Raw genomic sequence first — 19,481 nt, 5'->3', positions numbered from 1 at the left:
TCGAAACGAGGAACAGCGTGAGCACCACGACCACTGTCCGCGGCACCGCCTCCGCACTGGAGGACGCGCCCGTGGACTGGTTCCGCGACAGCCGCCCGCGCCTGCGCGCCGACGCGGAGCTTCTCGCCGGCCTCGACGACAAGCCCCTCCTGCACATCGGGGCGTCGGGCCGCTACATCGCGATCGGCCGCGAGGTCGTCCCCCTCCTGCCGCTGTTCGACGGCAGTGCCGCCGGATCCGAACTCGTCGAGCGGATCCGCGGCGAGCGCGACGCGGACCAGGTCGCCGATCGCCTCGCCCGCCTCGCCCACGGCCTGCGCCAGGCCGGCGCCCTCGACGAGCCGCCTGCGCGCGTCGGAGGCCGCCGCGGCATCGCTCGGTTCATGCGCCGCGAGCACCTGCTGCGCCTGCCGCTGACGCGCAGCGTCGACCGAGCGCTCGAACCGCTGATCGCACCGCTGCGCTCCGTGCCGGGGTCGCAGCTGGTCGCCCTGTGGGTGGCCCTCGCCGCGCTCGGCGCCGTGCTCGGCGTCCTCGCCCTGGCGACCGCCGGCGCCGACTGGCGCCCACCCGCCCACCTCTGGCTCGTCTATCCGCTGCTGTTCGCGCAGATCGCCGCGCACGAGCTCTCGCACGCGCTGGTCTGCCAGTACCTGCGCGTTCCCGTCCGCGAGGCGGGGATCGGGCTGATGCTCTACGTCATGCCGGTGGGATACGTCGATCGCACCGACGCCTACCGCGTCCCGGACCGGCGGTCCCGGGCCTTCCTCTCGCTCGCAGGCCCGGTCAACGACCAGCTCTGGTTCGGAGTCGCGGCCGCCGTCGCGCTGACCGCGCCCGGCGAGGTCGGCGATCTCGCGTTCGTGCTGCTGGTCTTCCAGGCGTTCCTCACCGTCATGAACCTGAACCCGGTCACCCCGTCCGACGGGTACCACGCCGTCTCGGCGCTCGCCGGAGAGGTGAACGTCCGCGGCCAGGCCCTCTCCTTCCTCACCCACCGGCTCCTGCGCCTCCCGCTGCCGCAGGGAGTCGCCGCGCTGTCCGCCCGCCGCCACCGATTCTTCGTCGGCTACGCCCTCGCCTGCCTCGCTTTCCTCGTGCTTCTGGTCGCGGGGGTCGCCCGCACCGTCATCGGACTCGTGGAGGTCCTCTCATGAGCATCACCGTCCCCGCCCCGCGCACGCCCGTCCAGCGCCTCCGTCTCGATCGGGTCGCAGGCCTCGACGCCGAGCGGCTGCCCCAGGCGCCCGAGGGCGCCGACGAGCTCGCCGCCCGCCTCGACGACCTCGAGGCGCGGCTCCCGGTTCTGGGCGTGGCGGCCAGCGGCGCTCTGCACCGCCTCGTCCCGCTCCTCGACGACGACCGGACCCTCCGCCGCGCCGTGCTGGCCCTGCGCCGCTGCACCCGCTCGGCGACTCCGGCGGCCCTCGACCCCGCCCTGCTCGCCGCGATCGGGATCGCGCTGGCGGGGCGTCCCTCCGACGCGGAGGCGGTCACCGCCTGGGCGGAGGCGGCCGGCCTGCGCGCCGTGCTCGGCGATCGCCATCGCGACGCCGTCGACCGAGGGACCGCGAGAGCCACAGCCGCGCTCACGGCCCTGCGCGACGACCCCCAGGTGATCGGCGCCATCGCCGACGCCAGCCCGGACTTCGCCGCCGCTCCCGGCCGCGCCGCCCTCGATCCCGGACGCCACGCCGCCAGGAGCCTGCTCTCGTACGCCACCCGCGCCGCCTGCAAGACCAGCCCGTTCGGCACGCTCACCACGGTCGCGCTCGCCGACGCGCCCGCACCCTCCGCCCCGGCCGCCGCGGTCACCCACGCCTACGCCGCGGCCTGGCTCGACGTGCTCGCCCGCGACGAGACCGCCGTCGCCGCCCTCGAGATCGAGCCGCTGCCCACCGGCGGTCTCGACCCGGTGCGCGAGCCCGTCGCCGTCGCGGAGCTGCTCGAGACCCCCGACTTCGTCTGGCGCAGCACCCTGCGGGTGGCCCTCCGCGAGACCGGCGCAGTGCTCGAGGCGCTGCAGCGCGGCGGACGCAGACCGCTCGGACGCCTCCTCGACGAGCTCGGAGGGAGCGATCCGTTCGCCGCCTACCTCCGCATGTTCGACGCGGGGCTCCTGCGCGTCGTCGCGCCCTGGGGCTACGCCGAGCGCCACCCCCTCGACGTGCTCGCCGCGCGGCTGGACGCTTCGATCCCCGAGCATCCCGCCGGAGCCCTGCTCGCCGAGCTCGCCGCCGACGCGCGCGCCGTCACCGCCCTGACCGGGGTCGAGCGCGGCCGCCGTCGAGCGGCGCTGCGCGACCGGGCCGAGCGTGCTCTCGCCGATCGCGGCGTGAGCGCGGGGCGCCGCCGCTTCGAGGTCTACGTCGACGCGGCTCCGTCGGTCGCCGTCGCCGGCCCCGCGCCCGATCTCGAGGACGAGTTCGAGCGCTTCGCCGGCTCCGTGGCCCGCCGCACGACCCGCTCGCCCGCGTACCGGGCGCTCGTCGCCGCGGTCGTCGAGCGCTGCGGAGTCGGCGGCACGATCGAGGACCCGTGGCGCTGGCTGCTCGCCGCGAGCGCCGATGAGGCGCTCCGCGCGGCGCTCGCGGGACCGGGAGCCGACGCGTCGGGGATCGAGGTGCCGGAGCCTCCGCTCGGCCGGTCGATGCCGACCGCCACCGCCGCCGTCGCCGTGCAGGTCGTGCACGGGAGCACGCCGCTGCTCGTGGTCAACCAGCTCCTCGGGGGCCAGGGGGGACTCGTCAGCCGTCTCGGCGCGCTGCACGCCGGTCTCCGACCCCTGCTCGCCGATCGCGCCCGCCGTCTCGCGCGGGGCGGGCTCGCCGTCGAGTTCGTGCCCTCGTGGGAGGTCAACGGCATGCAGTCCGCTGCCGCGGGCACGCTGCCGCGGTTGTCGCTGCCGGTCGAGGCTCCGGTGACGGAGGAGCGTGCCGCCGCGGTCGAGTTCGCGGGGCTCCGCCTGCACCACGATCCGGCCACCGAGTCGATCGAGCTGCTGACCGCCGACGGCACGCCCGTCGTGCCCTTCTACCTCGGACTGGTGCCGTCGCACCTGCTCAGCGGGCCGGAGCGGATCCTCGCCCTCCTCGCCGACCCGTGGCGGCTGCCGCGCCTCGGATCGCCCGCGTTCGCGGTCCTCGCCGACGCCGGCCGGGTCGTGTCGCGCCCACGGCGCACCACCGGGAGGATCGTCACCCGTCGCGCGCTCTGGACCGTGCCCGCCTCCCAGCTCCCCGCCGGTCTGCCGGCCGGCGGTCCGCCGTCCGGATCCGGCGGCGATGTCGAGCTGCTCCGCTCGGTCGGACGCTGGCGGCGCGAGCACGGACTGCCGCCGCTGGTGTTCGCACGCCTCGTCAGGGCGCGCATCGCGCTGGATCCGGTGGGCCGCAAGCCCGTCGCGATCGATCTGCGCAGCCCGCACTCGCTCCGGCTGCTCGAGACGATGCTCGCCGAGGCCCATCGACGCGACGACCTGCGCGGCGTCGAATTCACGGAGGCGCTGCCCGCTCCCTCGGAGTACGCGCGCGCCTCCGACGGCTCCCTCCGCGCCGTCGAGCACGTCGTGCTGCTCGGGGGTGAGGACCGGTGATGCTCCTCGGGGCCGCGTCACGGCCGGTCGAGCTCGCCGACGCCCCGCAGTGGTGGTACGCGTGCCTGTACACCGGAGGAGTGGACGCGACCGACGATGTGGTCGCGGGGCTCCTGCCGCCCGTGCTCGCCGAGGTGCGGGCGCTCGGCGCGAGCCGCTGGTTCTTCCTCCGCTACGTCGATCGCAGGGGGCCGCACCTGCGCCTGCGCGTCTTCGGACCGGGGGCGAGCCTCGACCGCCTCGTGCGCAGCGTCGACGACCTCGGCGCGCACCTCGAACTGATCACGACCGCGCCCCGAGCGCGGCCGATCGAGCTCGTGCCCGGAGCGGGCGCCGCCCTCCTCGCGGGTGCCGGCGACGCGGTCGGGGTGCGGCCCGCGGTCTACGAGCCCGAGATCGACAAGTACGGCGGTCTCGACGGCGTCGAGCTGGCGGAGCGGCTGTTCGAGTTCTCGTCGGAGCTCGCGCTCTGGGGCGTCTCGGAGCACGAGAAGGGCGGCGCACGCGATGCGCTCGCGGCGCTCCTGCTCGCCGATGCGGCCGGTGCGCTCCTGCACGGCGCCCGCGCGGGTCGATGGCCCGCGCGACGGGCCGTCTCCTGGTCGCGCTTCTGGCACATCCACTCGCGATGGTGGACGGGGGCCGTCCTCGGCGACGAGACGCTGCGCGTCGCTCTGGAGGCGCAGGCCGCCGGGCACCGGGACGCGGTCGGCGAGCGCCTGCGGCGCACGGCGGCCCTGCCCGGGGTGCAGGCGTGGCGCCGCCGCTGGTTCCGCGCGATCGACGACCACCTCGCCGCGGCGGGGAGGATGGAGGTGCCGCGCACCCCGCAGCACCTCGTGTTCCACCAGAACCACATGCTGATGAACCGGCTCGGGTACCTCCCGCGCGAGGAGGCCCTGCTCGGGATCCACGCGCGGGACTGGACGGCCCTGTCGTCCACAGATCCTCGACCGTCAACGAAAGGACAGAACCGATGAGCAATTCGGCCACCACCCGCACCCCCGTCGCCGCTCGCACGACCGCCGCTGCGGCCGTCGGAGCCCTCGCCTGGATCGCGCTCGGCGCATCCCTGCTCGGCGGCCTCGAGGTGATCGGAGTGACGATCGCCCTGGTCCTCGTCGCCGTCGCCGCGACCGCGCTCGCGATCGTCGGCACTGTCCGCGCCCGGCCGGCAGCCGGTCGCGGGCCTCTCGTCGTCGCGCTGACGGCACCCATGATCGCCCTCGCCGCGATGACACCGCTGTTCCGGCTCGGCGGCGCGCTCGTCTTCGGCGTCGTCTCGTTCGTCTTCGCGGCCGAGCTGGCGGTGCTGGCCGTCGTGTCGCTCCGGCGAGGGCGCCGTGCCTGACCGGGAGGAGGCCGCCGCGGGCGCCCCGGCCGACCCGGAGCGGTCCGACCCGGAGCCGGCCGACCAGGAGCGGTCCGGCTCGGAGCCGCGCCCTTCGGAGCCGTGCCACTCGGAGGAGCCGGCGCCGCGCCGTCCGGCGCACGCGCTGCCCGTCGAACGTGCGTGGGCCGACGGCCTGTGGCCGTCATGACCGGCTCGCCGAGCTCCCACCCCGGATCGGTGAGTAGGATCGGCGGGTCCGTCCGGGGGGAGTAGTCGAGTGCTGAGCGAGCATGCCGTCGAGCTGTATCTGTACGTGTGCGCGCGCTCCGAATGGACGATCGACGGCGCGTCGATGGATCTCGGCGTGCGGGTCCGCGAGCTCGTCGAGGCACGGGACGAACTCGTCGCGCGGCGGCTCCTCACCCCGCTGCACGAGGGAGGCGAGGCGCTGGCCGCGACCGCGCCCGATGTCGCGCTCGCCGGCCTGGTCGACGAGGACGAGCGCCGCATCCACGATCTGCGGGCCGCCGTGACGAAGCAGCGCAGTGAGCTGATGGCCCTGCTGCCCGCGTACCGCGAGGCCCGTGACACCGTGGCGAGCGTCTCGCAGGTCGAGGTGGTCGAGGACCCGGTGACGGTCATGCGCCTGCTGATCGACGTCGGTCGGCGCGTGTCCCGCGAGGTGCTCATCGTCCAGCCGGGAAGCGGAGCGAGTGTCGAGCGGCACGAGGAGAGCAACGAGAAGGACCGGGCACTCCTCGCGCAGGGCGTCTCGCGTCGCACGATGTACCACGATCGCCGCCGCGACCACCTGCCGACTCAGCGCACCGTCGCCGAGTTGGAGCCCCTGGGAGCGCAGTTCCGCACGCTGCCGCTCGTGCCGTTCCGCCTCCTGGTCTTCGACCGCACCCTCGCCCTCGTCTCCCGCCAGCGGGACGAGGACGACCGCGCCGCACTCGTCATCCGCTCTCCTGATGTGATCTCGGCCTTCGTGCACGTGTTCGACGCGGCGTGGGAGTTCGCCGCGCCGTTCCGCGCGGAGGCCCCTCCGGCGGGCGACGCGGGGCTGTCGGCCGTCCAGTCCGCGATCCTCTCCGGACTCACCGCGGGACTCACCGACGAGGTCATCGCCAGCCGGCTCGACATCAGTGTGCGCACCTGTCGTCGCCACATCGCCGGCCTGTTCGAGCTGCTCGGCGCCGACAGCCGCTTCCAGGCGGGGGTGCTCGCCGTCCAGCGCGGCTGGCTGCCTCCCCGCACCGTCACCGCTCCGAGGACGAGCGCTCTCCGCCTGCCCTGAACGGCGCCGCCGGAGCAGCGTCGCGACCCGCAGCGGGGCGGCTCTCACACCCGCCGCGGCACGGTGAACACCGTCTCCACTCCCGGCGAGTACAGCACCGAGTCCGGCGCGCGCGACGCCAGCCCGGGGAAGCCCGCGGCGTCGAGCAGTCCGTCGTCGAGCGCCAGAAGCGCCGCGCGGCGCAGCGGCCACGGCCGGTGCAGGTTGCGGCCGTACCAGGTGGAGCCCAGGTGACGCTCGTGGTAGGCCCAGCGTGCGGTGAGGAACGAGGCGAGCGGGTCCTCGCCGACGGCCTCGCCCGGGCGGACGACGATCCGGGAGCGGGCGGCCGAGTCCGCGTGCCGGATCGTGTCGTAGATCACCGCGCCGTGGCGGTGCTCGATGCTCATCCGAGCCCAGCGGTAGGGGAGCCCGAACACCGCCTGCGCGGTGAGCACGGGAAGGAGGTGCGAGGCGTCGAGCGACACGAACACGACTCCGCGTCGTCCCTGCTCGTCGACGGAGTAGAGCCGGACGTTCACCTCGGGGAAGGTGCCGAGCCAGGGCACCCGCGGGCCGCCGAGGAAGGCCGTCCGCGAGAGCCGGAACGGGATCAGGCCCACCCAGGAGGAGCCGTCGTGCTCGTCCGGCCTCGTCCCGGCCGGAAGGTGGGGCGCCACCAGGGCGGGGTCGACGCGCCAGTGCAGGAACGTCGCCTCGGTCCAGCGTTGCTTCAGGATGCGCGGCCCGCCGAGCGCGGGCGCGGAACGGGTGACGGGTTCGACGGAGCTCACGCGCCCATCGTGCTCCGATGTGCTGCGAGCTCGCCCGTCCAGGCGCGCTCAGCGGCGCGCGGCGAGGGCCTTCAGCGTCTCCAGCACCAGGGCCACCGGTGCGGAGGAGGCGGCGGAGTTCCGCACGACGGCCTCGAGGGAGCGGACGGGCCGGGGGCGGACGACGGGCACGGCGCGGACGCCGTCGGGCAGGCGGTGGGCCGCGAGCTCCGGCAGGACCGTCACTCCCATTCCCGCGGCGACGAACGCGGCGGCGGTGATGTGGTCGTTCGCCTGGACGTGGAAGGGCGGCGCGAATCCGGCGGCGGCGCAGGCCTCCACGACGTTCCGGCGGCACCAGCCGGTGGGCAGGTCGTTGTCGACCCAGCGCTCGGTAGCGAGCTCGGCGAGGTCGATCTCGCTCCGGGAGGCGAGCGGATGTCCGTCGGGCAGGACGACGAGGTACGGGTCGTCGAGGAGGTGGTGCGCCGTGAACCCGGGAGCGGTCGGCTCGGAGGAGGCGACCAGGAGCTGCACGTCGGGGCGCGCCCCGAGGTCGTCGTCGAGCTCCTCACCCAGGCGCAGGTCGAGGGCGAGGCCGGGGAACGCAGCGGTCAGCCGGCGGGCGACCTCCGGCATCCAGGCGCTGCCGACGGAGGCGAAGTACGTCACCGAGAGGCGGCCGGAGCGGCCCTCGCGCAGCTCCTCCACCACGGCCTCCGCCTCGGCGAGGCGCTCGAGGACGCGGTCCGCCTGGGCGGCGAGGGCGCGTCCGGCGGGAGTCGGGCGGACGCCGCGCCCCACCCGCTCCAGCAGGGTCAGTCCGGTCTCGCGCTGCAGAGCGGTGAGGTGCTGGCTGACGGCGGAGGGCGTGTAGCCGAGGCCGGAGGCGGCTCCCGCGATCGAGCCGGAGGCGACGACGGAGCGGAGGATGCGGAGCCGGTGCACGTCGAGCATGGGACGACCGTACAGTCCCGCTGAATGATCCGACAGTGAACGGAACTGGTGCTGAATCGCCGGCAGCGCCACGATGGCCTCATGACCGCCGTCTCCTCCTCCGCCCCGCCCTCCACGAGGGACGCCCTCCTGCTGTGGGGCGCGATCGCGGTCACCGTCCTGCTCTGGGCGTCGGCCTTCGTCGGCATCCGCGCCACGACGGAGGACTTCGGCCCGGGCGCGCTGACCCTCGGCCGCATCGTGGTCGGGTCGCTCGCGCTCACGGTCGTGCGTGTCGTCCTCACCGCCCGGAGGCGCCGCTCGGAGGCGGCTCCCGACCCGCGCGCGGCGGTCCCGCGCGGGCGCCTCCTCCTGCTCGTGCTGGGCTGGGGAGTCGCCTGGTTCGGGGTCTACAACCTGGCGCTCAACGCGGCGGAGCGGCACGTCGACGCGGGGACGGCGGCGCTGCTGGTCAACATCGCGCCGATGATCACCGCCGTGCTCGCCGGGCTGCTGCTGGGGGAGGGGTTCCCCCGCCGCCTCCTCGCGGGGATGCTCGTGGCGCTGACCGGCGTCGCGGTGATCGCGTTCTCCACCTCCACCGGGCAGTTCGACGTGATCGGTGTCGCCCTCGGCCTGGTCGCCGCCGTCGTCTACGGCAGCGCGGCGACCCTCCAGAAGCGCCTGCTGGGCCGGATCGACGCGCCGACGATGACCTGGCTCGGCTGCCTCGCCGGCACGGTCGCGTGCCTGCCCTTCGCCCCGGAGCTCGTCGAGGCGCTCGCCGCCGCTCCGCTCTCCTCGATCCTGGCCGTGGTCTACCTCGGGATCTTCCCGACGGCCGTCGCCTTCACGACGTGGGGATACGTCCTCGCGCGCTCCAGCGCGGGCCGCACCGCGGCGTCCACCTACGCGGTGCCCGCGGTGGTCGTGCTGCTGTCCTGGCTCGTCCTCGGCGAGACCCCGCCGCTCGCCGCGCTGCTCGGAGGCGCGCTCGCCCTGGCCGGAGTCGCGGTGGCGACGCTGCGGAGGCGTCCGAAGGCGGTCTGACCGGCGGCCGACGCTCCTCCACAGCCGCCCTCTCGCGTCGAGTCCTCGGACGAGGCGGCTCGCGGGGATCCCGCGGGAGGGCCCGGGATATGCTGGGCGGACGTTCATCCCAGTCGGCGCCGAGCGCCAGGAACGGTGAGGATCCCGATGACCGAGGCCCTGCAGCCGCCCGTCCAGAACGCCCTCTCGCTCACGCCGCCGGAGCCGGTGGCGGCGGTGCCGACCACCTCGGCGCCGTCGATCGCTCCGAAGGTGCCGGAGGCCGCTCTGCCCGGCCTCGAGGCGAAGGTCGACGGCTACCTGGACACGCTCCTGGCGACGGAGGCGCGCAGCCCCGAGTTCGCGACCCGGGCCAACGACATCCGCACGATGGGCGACGCCGACATCCGCTCGGCCGCCGACTCGTCGAACCGGCTGCTGAGCACGCCGGTGCGCGCTCTGAAGGAGGGCGGGCTCGCCGAGGGCTCGACCATCGGCAGGACGCTGCTCGAGCTGCGGCGCACGGTGGAGGACCTGGACCCGTCCGAGGACAACCTGCAGAAGAAGATCCTCGGCTTCATCCCGTTCGGCAACAGGATCACCGATTACTTCCGCCGGTACGAGAGCGCGCAGTCGCACCTGAACGCGATCATCCAGGCCCTGTACGACGGGCAGGACGAGCTGCGGAAGGACAACGCGGCCCTGAACCTCGAGAAGCAGAACCTCTGGGAGACGATGACCCGTCTCAACGAGTACATCTACGTCGCCGAGCGGCTCGACGTGAAGCTCTCGGCGAAGATCGCCGAGCTCGACGCGACCGACCCGGAGCGGGCGAAGGCGCTGCGCGAGGACGTCCTCTTCTACGCGCGCCAGAAGCACCAGGACCTGCTGACCCAGCTGGCCGTGTCGATCCAGGGCTACCTCGCGATCGACGTCGTCATCAAGAACAACGTCGAGCTGATCAAGGGCGTGGACCGGGCGACGACCACGACCGTCTCGGCGCTGCGGACCGCGGTCATCGTGGCACAGGCGCTCGCCAACCAGCGGCTCGTGCTCGATCAGATCACGGCGCTGAACACCACGACGTCCAACATGATCGAGGCCACCTCGCGCATGCTCGCCGACCAGTCGGCCTCGATCCAGTCGCAGGCCGCCTCGGCCACGGTCGGGCTGCCGCAGCTGCAGGCCGCGTTCGCGAACATCTACCAGACGATGGACTCGATCTCGGACTTCAAGATCAAGGCGCTCGACAGCATGGCCCAGACCGTCGGAGTCCTCCAGACCGAGACCGCGAAGGCCGGCGAGTACGTCGAGCGGGCCCGCCGCAGCAACTCGGACATCGACGCGACGTCCTCGCTCGATCTCGGCCGCTAGCCGATGGGCTGGTTCTCCCGACTGTTCACGGGTGCCCCCGCGGCACCGGAGGAGACCGCGCCCGCTCTGCCGAGCGTCCCGACGAGCGAGGACATCCTCGCGGCGCTCGACAGGGTCGGCGCGCGGACCGAGGGGCAGGTGCCCGGCATCGTCGCGGCGCGCATCCAGCGGATCGACGAGACGGTCCGCGAGATGGTGCCCCGCCTCGACCGCCTCGGCGGGATGAGCCGGCAGGGCCACACCGTCGTCGCGACCGCGACCAGCTACCTCCCCGAGGCGGTCGAGGGCTACCTCCGCCTGCCGAGGGACTTCGCCGACCGCCGCGCCGTGCACAGGGGGAAGACCTCGCTGATGATCCTCTGCGACCAGCTCGACCTCCTCGGAGGCACGCTCGACCGCATCTCGGACGCCGTCTCACGGCAGGACGCCTCGGCGCTGATCGCGCACGGGCAGTTCCTGGCCGAGAAGTTCACGGAGTCCTCGCTCTCCCCGAGCGGTCTCGACGCGCCTCCGCAGCCGGGAGCGCCGTCCGGATCCGGCTCGCTGACCCCGCCGAGCGCCTCGTGACCGCGCTCGCCCCGGCCCTGGACGCCCTCGTGCTCGCGGGGACCGCCGCCGGACTCGATGCCGCCGCCGTCCGCGACGAGGGTGCGCGTCTGGCCGCCGCCGTCGCCGAGTCGATCCGTGGCGCCGGGCCGGACTGGCTCGCCGCGACCGGCGCGACGGGCGGCCTGGAGGCGTTCTTCACCGCCGCCTCGAGCGGCCGGCGCTGGCGGTCGGGGCCGACCGATCAGCTCGCCGCACTGGTCGCCGCCGGCTCTCCGCACGCCGCCCCCTACGCCCGCGCCCTCACCGAGGTCGTATCGGCGGCCAGCGCTCTCGGCGACCCGGGCATCGGCGGCATCGCCTCCGCCTCCGCGACCGCCGCGGCCCAGCTCTCGGCCGTCCCGGGCGCCCGGGGAGCCGCTGCGACGACGGGCGGGGGAGCACTGCGAACGACCGGCCGGACGCCGGACGGTGCCGCGAGCGCCGACCTGCCGACCGGTCTGCCCGCCGGCGTGCCCGGGGTCGACGAGATCCTCGAGCGCCTCCGCCGGACCGAGCACGACGGCCCGCAGGACGAGCCGGCCCCCGCCGCCGCTGCCGCTGCGGAGCCCGCCTCGGAGCCGGAGCCGCTCGATCCGCCGGAGTCCATCGACGACCTGCTCGCCGAGCTCGACGCGCTGATCGGGCTCGACCGGGTGAAGAGCGAGATCAAGCGGCAGACTCAGCTGCTCCGGATCGACACGCTGCGCCAGGCCGCCGGACTCAGCACGCCCACGCTCACCCGCCACCTCGTCTTCACGGGGAACCCCGGCACGGGCAAGACGACGGTGGCGCGGCTGGTCTCGCGGATCTACCGATCGCTGGGCATCCTCTCGAAGGGCGTGCTCGTCGAGGTCGACCGCTCGGAGCTGGTCGCCGGCTACCTCGGGCAGACCGCGACGAAGACCGCGGAGGTGATCGCCTCCGCGCGCGGCGGGGTCCTGTTCATCGACGAGGCCTACGCGCTCGCGCTCGACCAGTACGGAGCAGAGGCGGTCACCACCCTGGTGAAGGACATGGAGGACCACCGCGGCGACCTCGTCGTGATCGTCGCCGGCTACTCCGGGCCGATGCAGGGCTTCCTCGACACGAACCCGGGTCTCGCCAGCCGCTTCTCGACCACGATCGACTTCGCCGACTACTCGGACGACGAGCTCTCGGCGATCTTCGGCCGCCTCGCCGCCTCCGCGGACTTCGAGCCGACGGAGGAGGCGCTCGCCGCGTTCGCGGGCCTCGCCTCGGCGCAGCAGCGCACGGAGGCGTTCGGCAACGGGCGCTGGGTCCGCAACGTCCTCGACGCGGCGATCGCCCGGCACGCGTGGCGGCTCCGCGACGTGGAGGAGCCGACGCTCGACGAGCTGCGCATCCTGCTGCCGGAGGACGTCGTGGAGAGCCCCGACGCCTCGGGCGGCCCGGACGGGCCCGGCGAGGACGCCGAGGGCGCGGTCGCGGGCTCGGAGGAGGCCTTCGGGCAGCCGGACGCAGCCCCGAGCGGCGCGGCGCCCCCCGTCACCGACGACCCCGAGGAGGAGAGCCGTTGAGCACCGCACCCGCCGCGCCGCCCGCGGAGAGGATCCCCGAGCCGCCCCTCGTCGAGGTCGCCAACCGGGCGGCCCGGCGCAGGCCGTCGCTGCTGGCCCGCGCGACCGCGACGACTCCGGGCACTCTGCGCCTCCTGCTCGCCCTGACGGCGCTGGCCGCCGTGCTGTTCGGCGTGTTCGCGCAGCAGGCCGGAGCGATGCAGGCGCGCGCCGCGACGACGGCCCGGGAGCAGTCGGCCCAGCTCCTCGGCGTGCAGAACGTCCGCACGCTGCTCGTGGACGCCAACGCGATCGCCGCCAACACCTTCCTCGTCGGCGGACTCGAGCCGACCGAGCTGCGGGCGTCCTACGTCTCGAGCCTCACCGGCGCCGCGTCGGCGATCGCAGGGCTCTCGGCCGCGGATTCGGCCGACACCGAGGCCCTCGCCCGCGTCGCCAGCAGCATCACGACCTACAGCGGGCTGATCGAGCAGGCTCGAGCCAACAACCGGCAGGGCTTCCCCGTCGCCTCGGCCTACCTCGACCAGGCGTCGACGGCGCTCTCCGGCGACGGCGGCATCCTCGAGGACCTCGACGGGCTGGTCGACTCCGGTGCCGACCGGGTCGCGGCCGCCTACGACGCGGTCCGCTGGAGCGTCCTGTTGATGATCGGCTCGCTCGTGATGCTGGTCCTCCTCCTCGCGGCGCAGCTCTGGCTCGCCCGCCGCACGCACCGCTACCTCAACCGCCCGCTCGCCACGGGGACCGCCCTCCTCCTGGTCGTCGGCGTCGGCGGGGCGCTCGCCTACGGATCGGTCGCGGCGGACGCGGGGACGGCGCGGGTCGAGTCCTACCGCGAGGCGCTCACCGTCTCGAACGCGCTGATCGCCGCGAGCGACGCCAAGTCGCTCGAGAGCTTCACGCTGATCAAGCGCGGCTCCGGCGCCGCCCTCGAGGAGCGCTACACGCAGGCCGTCGACTCCGCCCGGGAGAAGCTCTCGGGAGGCCTGCAGGACGAGCTGGCGAGGACGCGGCTCGTCGACGAGTTCGGGCAGTGGCAGTCGTTCCACGAGGAGATCCGCGCGGCGGACGACGCCGGGAACTGGGACCAGGCCGTCCGCGTCGCCACGATCACCGGGAACGGCACCCCGAACGACCTCTTCACCACCTTCTCCGACGACGCCCGCGACGTGGTGCAGGAGAAGGCCCTGGCCGCCGCCACCACGCTCGACAGGGGTGCGGAGTTCGCGACCCTCGTCTCGTGGATCCTGCTGGCGGCGGGTCTCGCCGGAGCCGTGTCCGCCTGGCGCGGCATCGCCCAGCGACTGGAGGAGTACCGATGAACCGCCTGCGCGCCGCCGCCCTCGCCCTGGCCACCGCCGCGGCGCTCGCCCTCACCGGCTGCACGACGGGGGCGGACGACCTCGGCACGCCCCTCGCCGCGGCGACCCCGACTCCGACGGCGAGCGAGGCCGCTCCCGCCGCTCCGGCCGCGTCGGACTGCTCGCCCTCGGCGGTCACCTCCTACGCGCCGACCGGCGTGACCGGCAGCACCAGGCTCGCGGAGATCCGCGGGCGCGGCACCCTCCGCGTCGGCGTCTCGGCCGACACCCTCCTGATGAGCGCGCGCAACCCGATCACGGGGTCGATCGAGGGCTTCGACGTCGACATCGCCCGGGAGGTCGCCCGCGCGATCCTCGGCACCGACTCGATCGACTACGTCGTGATCACCTCCGCTCAGCGCCTCCCCGCGCTCACCGGCGGTGACGGCGCCCCGCAGGTCGACATGGTCGCCCGCACCCTCACGATGACCTGCGACCGCTGGAGCTCGATCGCCTTCTCGTCCGAGTACTACGACGCGGGCCTCAAGGTGCTCGTCTCGGACGACCCGGACGGCGCCCCCGTCACGGGCATCGGCGACCTCGACGGCGAGAAGGTCTGCGCGCCCAGCAGCACCACGACGCTCAGCCGCCTGCAGAACGACTACCCGCAGGTGGAGGCCGTCGAGGCCGCCACGCACTCGCAGTGCCTCGCCCTCTTCCAGGCCGGCGAGGTCGACGCGATCGCGGGCGACGACACGATCCTCGCGGGCTTCGTGGCGCAGGACCCGTACGCGAAGGTCGTCGGCGACGCCCTGAGCTCGGAGCCCTACGGCCTCGGCCTCCCCGCCGACGACCCGGACTTCGTGCGCTTCGTCAACGCCGCCCTCGAGAGCATCCGCTCCGACGGCCGCTGGCAGAGCATCTACGAGCGCTGGCTCGGGGTCCTCGGCGAGGCATCGCCGCCGGCCCCGGTGTACGGCCGATGAGCACCGGTCTCGCGGAGGGGACCCCCGTCGCTCCGGGCCGGCTGGGGGAGGCCGCGCCGCAGCGCGAGCTCTTCGAGTACCTCGCCGCTCTCACCCGCTGGCTCCAGCGGACCACGCGAGAGCTCTCGCGGCTGGACGCCGCCGCGCTGGCGTCGCCGCAGGCCGAGAACTACACGGCGGACGTGGTGCTCGCCCAGTCCCTCCGCGAATCCGTCACCCGGCGTCTCGCCGAGCTCGAGACGGTCTGGGACTCCGGCCGCGTCGACGTGGTGGCGCGCGAGCGGATGTCGCAGCTGATCTGGGGCCGTCTCGACGCCTCCGGGAGCGGCGCGGTCTCGCTGGTGGAGGCCGTGCGCCTCTGCGACGCGGTCGTCGGCCAGCTGCGCTCCCGGCTCGAGCTCGACCCCAGCGGCACCGACGTCGCCGGGCGGATCGTCGGGGTGCGCGCCGAGATCGAGCGCTGCCGCGATCTCACCCGCGACGGGGCTGGCACGGTCGACCGCGAGCGGGCGGAGCGGGTCGGCGTGCTGCGCTCCCGCCTCGACGCGCTCGCCGAGCGGGCGGGCCGGGGAGCCGACGTGTCGGGGCCGCTCGGCCAGCTCGAGAGCGACTCCGCCCGGCTCGAGCGCGACCTGATCATCGCCGCGTCCGAGCGGCGCGGACTCGAGCGCGACCGCCGGCGGGCGCGCGAGCTGGCGGAGGCGGCCGAGCGCCGCGAAGCGCCGCTGCGCGAGCTCGTGGCCCGCTGCCGCCGCGAGATCGCCGACCCGCCGCGGCTGGCCGTGCCCGACGTCTCCCGGCTGGGCGATCCTCCGTCCGACCGCGAGGCGCTCGACGCGCACCTCGCGCGGCTCACCGCCGTCGGCCGCGCGTTCGACGCGGTCGAGGCCGCCTACACGTCGCCCCTGCGCGAGCGCGCCGCTCTGGGCTTCCGCCTCCGGGCGCTGCGGGAGCGGGCCGAGGGCAACGGTCGCGCTGCTACCGCCGTCGGCGTCGCGGCCGAGGAGGAGGTGCGCGCCGCCCTCGACGCGGTGCCCTGCTCCGTCCCGCTCGCCCGCCACCTGGTCGAGCAGTACGACGTCGTCACCCGCGACCTCCCGCATCCCGTCCCCGCGCACCACCGGAAGGCCACCCCATGAACGGCGCCCCCTGCACCGCGACGCCCGGCTGCACCGCGACGCCCGGCTGCACCGGGACGATCGAGGACGGCTACTGCAACGTCTGCGGCCTCCCGCCCGAGGAGGGCGCCGCCGCCTCCACGCCGACCGCGCGCCGCGCCGCCCCGGCCTCCCCGCCGGCCACCGCCTCCGCCGCCTTCGGCACCGGCTTCGTCGAGGGCGCGCCCGGTGCCGCGGCACCCGGACCCGCGGAGGAGTCGGCCACCGCGCGCAGCACTCGCACCTCCTCCGCCCGCCTCGCCACCGCTGCCCTCGGCTCCGCCCGCACCGCGCAGACCGGCTCGAAGGTCACCCGCCGCGTCGGCACCACCTCGACCCGCCTGCGCGGCCCGAGGCTCGGCGCCGGGCTCACCACGGTCCCGTCCCGCCCGGCCGCCGACCCGACGGCCGCCCTGATGACCGAGGCGGTCCTCCCCGAGCGCAAGCGCTTCTGCTCGCACTGCGGCACCGCCGTCGGCCGCGGGCGCGACGGTCGGCCCGGCCGCACCGAGGGGTTCTGCCCCAACTGCCGCACGCCGTTCTCGTTCACCCCGCAGCTGGTGAAGGGCGACGTGGTCGGCGGCCAGTACGAGGTCGTCGGCTGCCTGGCCTACGGCGGCCTGGGCTGGATCTACCTCGCGCGCGACCGGAACGTCTCGGGACGCTGGGTGGTGCTCAAGGGCCTGCTCAACTCCGGCGACCCCGATGCGTACGCCGCGGCCGTCACCGAGCGCCGGTTCCTGGCCGAGGTCGAGCACCCGCTGATCGTCGAGATCTACAACTTCGTCCTGCACGACGGCGCCGGCTACATCGTGATGGAGTACGTCGGCGGGCCGAGCCTCAAGCAGATCCTGAAGGAGCGGCTGGACGCCAACGGCGGCGCCGCGGATCCGCTGCCGGTGGACCAGGCGCTCGCCTTCGTGCTCGAGGTCCTTCCCGCGTTCGCCTACCTGCACGACCACGGGCTCCTCTACTGCGACTTCAAGCCGGACAACATGATCCAGGTGGGCGACCAGGTCAAGCTGATCGACCTCGGCGGAGTGCGCCGGATCGACGACGAGGACTCCGCCATCTACGGCACCGTCGGCTACCAGGCTCCGGAGGTCGCCGACCTCGGTCCCTCGGTCGCCTCCGACGTCTACACGATCGGCCGGACGCTGGCCTCGCTGGTGCTCGACTTCCGCGGCAACCAGACGACCTTCGTCGCCTCGCTGCCGCCGGTGTCCGAGACGCCGCTGTTCCAGCGCTACGACTCCTTCTACCGCCTGATCGCGAAGGCGTGCGCTCCCGATCCGCAGGACCGCTTCGCCACGGTGGACGAGATGCGCGGCCAGCTGCTCGGGGTGCTGCGCGAGGTCGTCGCGACCGATCGCGGTCCGGGGCACCCCGCGCTGCACTCGACGGAGTCGGCCCTGTTCGAGGCGCCCGTGGCCGACGTGGTCGACCGCGTCCCGCCGTGGGACGCGCTGCCGGCGCTCCGCCGCGACGAGTCCGATCCCGCGCGGTCGTGGCTCGCGGGCGTGAACGTGGCCGACCCGATCGTGCGCCTGCGCGCTCTCGAGCTCGCCCCCACCGTGACGGTCGAGGTGCGGCTCGCCCGCGCCCGGGCGGCGATCGAGGCGCAGCGCTGGGAGGAGGCGGCCCGCGCGACGGGCGAGATCCTCACGGAGGACCCGTGGGAGTGGCGGGCGGTCTGGATGAGCGGCCTCGCGCAGCTCGCGCGCGGCGACGACATCGGGGCCCGCGCCTCCTTCAACACCGTCTACGGGCAGGTCCCCGGCGAGCTCGCCCCGAAGCTCGCGCTCGCCGCGGCGTGCGAGGCGAGCGGTGAGCCCGAGGTCGCCGAGTCCCTCTACGTGATCTGTGCCCGCGCCGACGCGAACTACACGGCACCGGCCGCCTTCGGGCTCGCCCGGGTGCGGCAGCTGCGCTCCGACCTCGACGGGGCGCTCGACGCCCTCGACATCGTCGCGCCCACGCGCTCCTCCTACTCCGACGCGCGCCGCCGCCGGGCGGAGCTGCTGGCGGAGTCGGGCCGCGGGCTGCCGGCGCTCTCGGCCGCTCTCGCGAGCGTCGACTCCGTGTCGATCGATCAGCGGACCCGCCTCGAGCTCACGACGCAGGTCCTCGCCTCCGCCCTCGAGCTGGTGCGGCGCGACGGCCCGGCCGAGGGGGCGACCCTCGGCGGAGTCGAGGCGAACGAGGCCGCGATCCGCGATGGGCTCGAGGCCTCCTATCGCGCGCTCGCCGCCTCCACCCGCGAGCGCGACGAGCGCCTGCGCCTCGTCGACCGGGCCAACGAGGTCCGACGCTGGACGCTGACATGAGCGGCGCGCTGTCGACGCCCTGCCCGAACTGCGGCGAGCCGGTCACGACGGGCGACGCGTTCTGCGAGGCCTGCGGGACACCGCTGATCGTCGCGGCCACTCCCTCCGCTCCGCCCGTCGCTGTCGGAGGATCCGCCACCTGCGTCTCCTGCGGGGGAGCGGTCGCCGAGGACGGCTACTGCGAGCAGTGCGGACGCCCCGCACCGAGCGAGCGCGAGCACTGGGCGGAGGCGCCGCACCCGCTGGTCGGCGGGGTCTGCGACCGCGGACTCCGGCACCCGGCCAACGAGGACGCGATGGCGCTGGGGGCGACCACCGGCGACGACGGCTCTCTGAAGACGGCGCTGCTCGTGGTCTGCGACGGGGTCTCGTCGACGCCCGACTCCGACAAGGCGTCGCTCGCCGCCGCCCGCGCCGCACTCAGCGCGCTGCAGGCCGAGGTCGGCGGCGGGAGCGCGGGAGGGGACCGCTGGCGCGCGCTCCTGCAGATGGCGACCGCGCGCGCCTCCGGAGCGATCGACGCGGCCGTGCCCGAGAAGCGGTCGAATCCGCCCTCGTGCACCTTCACCGCGGCGGTGCTCGACGGCGCGCTGCTCGTCACGGGCAACGTGGGGGACAGCCGCAGCTACTGGATGCCGGACGCGGGCGAGCCGCGGCAGCTCACGGTCGACGATTCGTGGGCGCAGGAGCAGATCGCCTCGGGAGTGCCGCGGGAGCAGGCCGAGACGGCGCCCGACGCGCACGCCATCACCCGCTGGCTCGGCGCCGACGCACACGACGAGGAGCCGCGGGTCACCACCGAGGAACTGATCGAGCCGGGGTGGGTGCTGGTCTGCTCCGACGGGCTCTGGAACTACGCGTCCGCCGCCGAGGACCTCGCGCGCGTGCTGCGCGACGCGCAGGAACGGGTGGGCGCCGATCCGGTCACGCTCGCGGAGGCGCTGGTCGCCTGGGCGAACGAGCGCGGCGGCCACGACAACATCACGGCGGCGCTGGCGCGGTTCGACCCGGCTGGTGCGGCGGAGGAGGCGGTGGCGGCTGAGGCGTCCGCTGCCGGGGCGCGCGGAGAGGAGCCCGGCTCGGCCGAGCAGGACGCTGCCGACTCCGGTGCCGATCTCGACAGTGCGGGGCCGGACGGTGCGGAGCCGGACGTTGCCGTCCCCGACGCTGCCGTCCCCGACGCTGCCGACCCGAGCACGGCCGCCCCCGGCGCCTCGAGCGACGGCGCCTCGAGCCCCGCCGTCCCGGCCGCACCCACCCCGGAC

Annotated in this window: 16 protein-coding genes; 14 read left to right on the top strand and 2 right to left on the bottom strand. The window is 74.9% G+C overall.

The window, feature by feature from the left end:
- Positions 1-17: 17 nt before the first annotated feature.
- The 5 genes from C5D44_RS15755 to C5D44_RS15730 all read left to right on the top strand — a co-directional run bounded on the left by C5D44_RS15755 (position 18) and on the right by C5D44_RS15730 (position 6,228).
- Entirely contained in the window at positions 18-1,157 is a 1,140-nt protein-coding gene (locus C5D44_RS15755; protein ID WP_104282213.1) for a M50 family metallopeptidase, read from the top strand.
- Positions 1,154-3,595 (top strand): hypothetical protein, encoded by a 2,442-nt coding sequence (locus tag C5D44_RS15750; RefSeq protein ID WP_104282212.1) that lies wholly within the window; start codon positions 1,154-1,156, stop codon positions 3,593-3,595. The genes C5D44_RS15755 and C5D44_RS15750 overlap by 4 nt, the downstream gene beginning before the upstream one ends.
- On the top strand, positions 3,595-4,575 hold the full coding sequence (locus C5D44_RS15745; protein WP_104276867.1) for a lantibiotic dehydratase C-terminal domain-containing protein: 981 nt from the start codon (positions 3,595-3,597) through the stop codon (positions 4,573-4,575). The genes C5D44_RS15750 and C5D44_RS15745 overlap by 1 nt, the downstream gene beginning before the upstream one ends.
- Positions 4,572-4,946, top strand: a complete 375-nt coding sequence (locus tag C5D44_RS15740; RefSeq protein WP_104276868.1) for a hypothetical protein — start codon at positions 4,572-4,574, stop codon at positions 4,944-4,946. The genes C5D44_RS15745 and C5D44_RS15740 overlap by 4 nt, the downstream gene beginning before the upstream one ends.
- 259 nt (positions 4,947-5,205) lie before the next feature.
- On the top strand, positions 5,206-6,228 hold the full coding sequence (locus C5D44_RS15730; RefSeq protein ID WP_104282210.1) for a helix-turn-helix transcriptional regulator: 1,023 nt from the start codon (positions 5,206-5,208) through the stop codon (positions 6,226-6,228).
- A gap of 44 nt (positions 6,229-6,272) precedes the next feature.
- Here the strand turns inward: C5D44_RS15730 and C5D44_RS15725 are convergent, their stop codons facing one another.
- Together C5D44_RS15725 and C5D44_RS15720 are read right to left on the bottom strand one after the other, a co-directional pair.
- A complete protein-coding gene (locus C5D44_RS15725; RefSeq protein WP_104276871.1) occupies positions 6,273-7,001 on the bottom strand; it encodes a YqjF family protein in 729 nt (242 codons plus the stop codon).
- Positions 7,002-7,049: 48 nt separating this feature from the next.
- Entirely contained in the window at positions 7,050-7,937 is an 888-nt protein-coding gene (locus C5D44_RS15720; protein ID WP_104276872.1) for a LysR family transcriptional regulator, read from the bottom strand.
- 81 nt (positions 7,938-8,018) lie between these two features.
- Between C5D44_RS15720 and C5D44_RS15715 the strand changes: the two genes are divergently transcribed.
- The 9 genes from C5D44_RS15715 to C5D44_RS15675 form a co-directional block, all read left to right on the top strand.
- Positions 8,019-8,966, top strand: a complete 948-nt coding sequence (locus C5D44_RS15715) for a DMT family transporter (protein ID WP_104276873.1) — start codon at positions 8,019-8,021, stop codon at positions 8,964-8,966.
- Positions 8,967-9,113: 147 nt separating this feature from the next.
- The gene (locus tag C5D44_RS15710; RefSeq protein WP_104276874.1) at positions 9,114-10,319 is read left to right on the top strand and encodes a toxic anion resistance protein; all 1,206 of its coding nucleotides are present in this window, start codon (positions 9,114-9,116) and stop codon (positions 10,317-10,319) included.
- A 3-nt stretch (positions 10,320-10,322) separates the two neighbouring features.
- Positions 10,323-10,886: a hypothetical protein gene (locus C5D44_RS15705; protein WP_258065179.1), complete on the top strand. Its 564-nt coding sequence runs from the start codon at positions 10,323-10,325 to the stop codon at positions 10,884-10,886.
- Complete coding sequence (locus tag C5D44_RS15700; protein WP_104282209.1) at positions 10,883-12,445, top strand: AAA family ATPase; 1,563 nt, start codon at positions 10,883-10,885, stop codon at positions 12,443-12,445. The genes C5D44_RS15705 and C5D44_RS15700 overlap by 4 nt, the downstream gene beginning before the upstream one ends.
- On the top strand, positions 12,442-13,767 hold the full coding sequence (locus tag C5D44_RS15695; protein WP_104282208.1) for a hypothetical protein: 1,326 nt from the start codon (positions 12,442-12,444) through the stop codon (positions 13,765-13,767). The genes C5D44_RS15700 and C5D44_RS15695 overlap by 4 nt, the downstream gene beginning before the upstream one ends.
- The gene (locus tag C5D44_RS15690; protein ID WP_104282207.1) at positions 13,764-14,732 is read left to right on the top strand and encodes a glutamate ABC transporter substrate-binding protein; all 969 of its coding nucleotides are present in this window, start codon (positions 13,764-13,766) and stop codon (positions 14,730-14,732) included. Before C5D44_RS15695 ends, C5D44_RS15690 begins: the two co-directional genes overlap by 4 nt.
- A complete protein-coding gene (locus C5D44_RS15685) occupies positions 14,729-15,871 on the top strand; it encodes a hypothetical protein (RefSeq protein WP_104282206.1) in 1,143 nt (380 codons plus the stop codon). The genes C5D44_RS15690 and C5D44_RS15685 overlap by 4 nt, the downstream gene beginning before the upstream one ends.
- Positions 15,868-18,216: a serine/threonine-protein kinase gene (locus C5D44_RS15680; RefSeq protein ID WP_104282205.1), complete on the top strand. Its 2,349-nt coding sequence runs from the start codon at positions 15,868-15,870 to the stop codon at positions 18,214-18,216. The genes C5D44_RS15685 and C5D44_RS15680 overlap by 4 nt, the downstream gene beginning before the upstream one ends.
- The coding region (locus C5D44_RS15675; RefSeq protein ID WP_146088072.1) for a PP2C family serine/threonine-protein phosphatase at positions 18,213-19,481 on the top strand (1,269 nt) is incomplete at its 3' end. The genes C5D44_RS15680 and C5D44_RS15675, both read left to right, overlap by 4 nt.

It is taken from the genome of Rathayibacter sp. AY1B5 (assembly GCF_002932795.1).
Taxonomy (GTDB): domain Bacteria; phylum Actinomycetota; class Actinomycetes; order Actinomycetales; family Microbacteriaceae; genus Rathayibacter.
The sequence above is the reverse complement of the archived record's forward strand: the minus strand, read 5'-3'. Positions and strand labels throughout refer to the sequence as shown.

What these genes read in the sequence shown, in the direction of transcription:
- C5D44_RS15750 (WP_104282212.1), top strand. Translation starts at nt 1,154, where the DNA reads ATGAGCATCACCGTCCCCGCCCCGCGCACGCCCGTCCAGCGCCTCCGT.
- C5D44_RS15745 (WP_104276867.1), top strand. Translation starts at nt 3,595, where the DNA reads ATGCTCCTCGGGGCCGCGTCACGGCCGGTCGAGCTCGCCGACGCCCCG.
- C5D44_RS15740 (WP_104276868.1), top strand. Translation starts at nt 4,572, where the DNA reads ATGAGCAATTCGGCCACCACCCGCACCCCCGTCGCCGCTCGCACGACC.
- C5D44_RS15720 (WP_104276872.1), bottom strand. Translation starts at nt 7,937, where the DNA reads ATGCTCGACGTGCACCGGCTCCGCATCCTCCGCTCCGTCGTCGCCTCC.
- C5D44_RS15715 (WP_104276873.1), top strand. Translation starts at nt 8,019, where the DNA reads ATGACCGCCGTCTCCTCCTCCGCCCCGCCCTCCACGAGGGACGCCCTC.
- C5D44_RS15710 (WP_104276874.1), top strand. Translation starts at nt 9,114, where the DNA reads ATGACCGAGGCCCTGCAGCCGCCCGTCCAGAACGCCCTCTCGCTCACG.
- C5D44_RS15705 (WP_258065179.1), top strand. Translation starts at nt 10,323, where the DNA reads ATGGGCTGGTTCTCCCGACTGTTCACGGGTGCCCCCGCGGCACCGGAG.
- C5D44_RS15690 (WP_104282207.1), top strand. Translation starts at nt 13,764, where the DNA reads ATGAACCGCCTGCGCGCCGCCGCCCTCGCCCTGGCCACCGCCGCGGCG.
- C5D44_RS15685 (WP_104282206.1), top strand. Translation starts at nt 14,729, where the DNA reads ATGAGCACCGGTCTCGCGGAGGGGACCCCCGTCGCTCCGGGCCGGCTG.
- C5D44_RS15680 (WP_104282205.1), top strand. Translation starts at nt 15,868, where the DNA reads ATGAACGGCGCCCCCTGCACCGCGACGCCCGGCTGCACCGCGACGCCC.